This window comes from Kitasatospora sp. NPDC001225 (assembly GCF_053597855.1).
The window spans coordinates 1-2968 of the sequence record NZ_JBSFJC010000323.1 but is presented as its reverse complement, the minus strand read 5'-3'; the positions used below and the strand labels follow the sequence as shown (position 1 = coordinate 2968).

At 74.5% G+C, this 2968-nt stretch carries 5 protein-coding genes; 3 read left to right on the top strand and 2 right to left on the bottom strand.

Annotated features, from left to right (window positions below; all coding sequences use genetic code 11):
* The first annotated feature begins 101 nt into the window (after positions 1–101).
* Together ACWDCZ_RS39900 and ACWDCZ_RS39895 are read left to right on the top strand one after the other, a co-directional pair.
* A complete protein-coding gene (locus ACWDCZ_RS39900) occupies positions 102–686 on the top strand; it encodes a TetR/AcrR family transcriptional regulator (protein WP_449818535.1) in 585 nt (194 codons plus the stop codon).
* Positions 687–867: 181 nt separating this feature from the next.
* Positions 868–1011 (top strand): hypothetical protein, encoded by a 144-nt coding sequence (locus tag ACWDCZ_RS39895; RefSeq protein ID WP_449818534.1) that lies wholly within the window; start codon positions 868–870, stop codon positions 1009–1011.
* Positions 1012–1156: 145 nt separating this feature from the next.
* Here ACWDCZ_RS39895 and ACWDCZ_RS39890 read toward each other — a convergent pair whose 3' ends face one another.
* Entirely contained in the window at positions 1157–1612 is a 456-nt protein-coding gene (locus ACWDCZ_RS39890; RefSeq protein WP_449818533.1) for a hypothetical protein, read from the bottom strand.
* Between the two features lie 85 nt (positions 1613–1697).
* Positions 1698–2129, bottom strand: coding sequence for a GNAT family N-acetyltransferase (locus ACWDCZ_RS39885; RefSeq protein WP_449818532.1), 432 nt, complete (start codon positions 2127–2129; stop codon positions 1698–1700).
* A 147-nt stretch (positions 2130–2276) separates the two neighbouring features.
* On the opposite strand from ACWDCZ_RS39885, the gene ACWDCZ_RS39880 reads away from it, so the two are divergent.
* Positions 2277–2968, top strand: a 692-nt coding sequence (locus tag ACWDCZ_RS39880) for a formyltransferase family protein (RefSeq protein ID WP_449818531.1), incomplete at its 3' end; no start/stop codon positions are given.

Genomic DNA, 2968 nt, shown 5'->3' with positions numbered 1-2968 from the left:
GCCACGCCTACGAGCGCACGCAGCCCGCGCGGGCGCTCGCACCGGTGGTCTGACCGGGCCCAGCCCGCCTTAACGCAAAGGCGACGCTTTAAGATGGCGGTATGAGTCCTCGCCAGATGGCCCGCCCGGGCGGGCGCAGCGCCCGCGTCCAGGAGGCGGTGCACACCGCGGTCCGCGAGCTGCTCGCGGAGGTGGGCCGCGAGGCGCTCACCGTACCGATGGTCGCCCAGCGGGCCGGCGTCACCCCGTCCACGGTCTACCGCCGCTGGGGCGACCTCGCCGAGCTGCTGTCGGACGTCGCGGTGGAGCGGCTGCGCCCGGACACCGAACCGGAGGACCGCGGCGGCCTGCGCGCCGACCTCACCGCCTGGGCCGAACAGTTCCTCGACGAGATGGCCTCCGCCTCCGGCCGCGCCTACGTCCGCGACGCCCTCCTCGGCGACCCGGACGGCGGCAACGCCGGCCAGTGCTCGGCCTACGCCGCCGACCAGCTCGGCCTCGTCCTCGCCCAGGCCCGCGCCCGCGGCGAGGACGCCCCCGAGGTCGAGACCGCCATGGACCGCCTCGTCGCCCCCCTGATGTACCGCATCCTCTTCCGCCCCTCCGGCCTCAACCCCGCCTACGCCCGCCACCTGGTCACCGACCTCCTCGGCACCCCGGACGGGGAGCGGCGTCAGTCGACCTGACCCTGAGCGGGGTGCGTCGTCGGCGGCGCGTCCGACTTCTGAAATGACATCAAGTCGCCGATGCCATCGACAGGTTGGCCTCGGCAGGGCTGCCCTGCTCCACCGAGGGCGATGGCCCGGTGACGGTTGGTCATGGCAGGATCGGCGCGGGTCGACACCGTGTCGACCGAAAGGAGGAGACATGGCCGAGGACAGCAAGGCGACGGCGTCCGGTACGGACAAGAAGCCGTCCGGTGCGTACGCGGGCACCGAGGTCACGATCGAGGGCGAGGAGCACCTCATCCTTCGGGAGGACGAGATCCAGGTGGTCGCCGACTCCGAGTGACACGCCCACGCTTCGGCGTGGGAGAAGGGCCCCGCCGGTCGCCACCGGAAGGGCCCTTTCTGCTGCGCCGCCGCAGGATGTAGGCGCGCCCTCCGCCGTCTCCGGGCCGGATGAAACCGGCCGGGCGGGTGGCCGAAGCGGCCGCCTACGGCTGCGGGGGCCCCGCGAGGATGATCGGCCAGTCGCCGTCGGGGCCGAGGAGGTCGTCGAGTGGGGTGTCCGGCGGGCCGAGGAGGACGGCGGCGCCTTCGGCGAGCCGCTCGGCGACGGCCGGGGCGACGGCGGTCTCGGCGCGCAGTACGAGGACGGCCGCCGGGTCGGCGGCCGAGCGGAGCGGGAAGCCGGCCGGGTCGATCTCCGCCCGTTCCAGGACGGCCGGGTGGACGGCGACGGCGACGGTCAACAGGCCCCCGTCGTAGCTGTGTTCGGCCCAGCCGTCGGTCTGTACCAGGTAGAGGACCTCGTCGCCCTCGTAGCAGTGCCCGCCGAGGCGTTCCAGGGCCTGTTCCCCCGGGGTGCCGTCGGGGTCGACGACCAGGGCGGCCGCCGGGGTGTCCGGCTCGTCGGGGTCGAGGCCGGAACGGACGTGGAGTCGGGCCATCGGGGTGCCTCCGGGGTCGTGCGTGCGGGCGGCGGGTCGGGCACCAGTACACACCGCGCCACCGACAGTCCAGGCCGTCGGGCCGTCAGCGCCCGCCCATCAGGCGGTACATGCCGATCGAGTCGTGGGCGGCGGTGTCCGCGAAGCCGAACTTCTCGTAGAGGAAGCGCGCGGGCCCGTCCGCGATCAGCGAGACGTACGCGGTGGCGGGTGCCCGGCGCTCCAGTTCCTCGGTGAGGGCGGCCATGATGCGCTTGCCGAGGCCGTGGCCCTGGTGCGCGGGGTGGACGCAGATGTCGGTGACCTGGAACGCGGTGCCGCCGTCGCCGATGATCCGCCCCATGCCGACGGGCTCGCCCTCGTGGTGGAGGACCACGCCGTACCAGGTGTTGGGGAGGGCGAGCGCGACCGCCTCGGGGGCCTTGTCGGAGAGGCCGGCGTCGGTGCGCAGACGGCGGAAGACCTCGACGGTGGGCACGCCGGAGCGGATCTCGTAAGGGTCACTGATCGGAGTCATGCCTTACATGCTACCCGCTCGGCCCCGCCGCCCGGCTCCGGCCGCTCGGGTGAACGCGCGGCGCGACATACCGGACGGGACGGGGCGTCACGGGGGCGGAAGCGATGATCGCCGGGTTCCCGGAACCCCACCCCGTCGGAGTCGTACATGCGGATTCTTCTCCTCGCCAGCGCGTTCAACAGCCTCAGCCAGCGGCTGCACGCCGAACTGCGCGACCGGCTCCACACCGTGGACGTCCAACTGGCCGGTGACGACGAGGAGTTGCTCGACGCGGTGCACCGCCTGAAACCCGACCTGGTGCTCGCGCCGATGCTGCGCACGGCGATCCCGCGCGAGCTCTGGTCACAGCTCACCTGCCTGGTCGTCCACCCCGGCCCGCCGGGCGACCGCGGCCCGTCCTCCCTCGACCGGGCCGTCCAGGAGGGCCGCACCGACTGGGGCGTGACGGTGCTGCAGGCCGAGGCGGAGCTGGACGCCGGGCCGGTCTGGGCCTGGGTGCCCTGCCGGCTGCCCGGGTACGGCAAGAGCGACCTGTACCGCAACGAGGTCGCCGACGCGGCGGTGGCGGCCGCGCTGCTCGCCGTCGAACGCTTCGCCTCCGGCGGGTACGCGCCGGAGCCGCAGTCCGGCCCCGGCTGGAGCGGCACCGTACGGACCCGGCCCGCGCTGCGCCAGGAGGAGCGCCGGATCGACTGGGCGGCCGACCCCACCGAGGCGGTGCTGCGCAGGCTCCGCGCGGCGGACTCGCGCCCCGGGGTGCTCGACGAGCTGTGCGGCGGCGCCTGGTACCTGCACGGCGGGCACCGCGAGCCGGTGCTGCGCGGCCGCCCGGGCGAGCT

Bases quoted from the DNA above. Each gene is read 5' to 3' on its own strand.
- ACWDCZ_RS39885 (WP_449818532.1), bottom strand. From the start codon at position 2,129: ATGACTCCGATCAGTGACCCTTACGAGATCCGCTCCGGCGTGCCCACC.
- ACWDCZ_RS39900 (WP_449818535.1), top strand. From the start codon at position 102: ATGAGTCCTCGCCAGATGGCCCGCCCGGGCGGGCGCAGCGCCCGCGTC.
- ACWDCZ_RS39890 (WP_449818533.1), bottom strand. From the start codon at position 1,612: ATGGCCCGACTCCACGTCCGTTCCGGCCTCGACCCCGACGAGCCGGAC.
- ACWDCZ_RS39895 (WP_449818534.1), top strand. From the start codon at position 868: ATGGCCGAGGACAGCAAGGCGACGGCGTCCGGTACGGACAAGAAGCCG.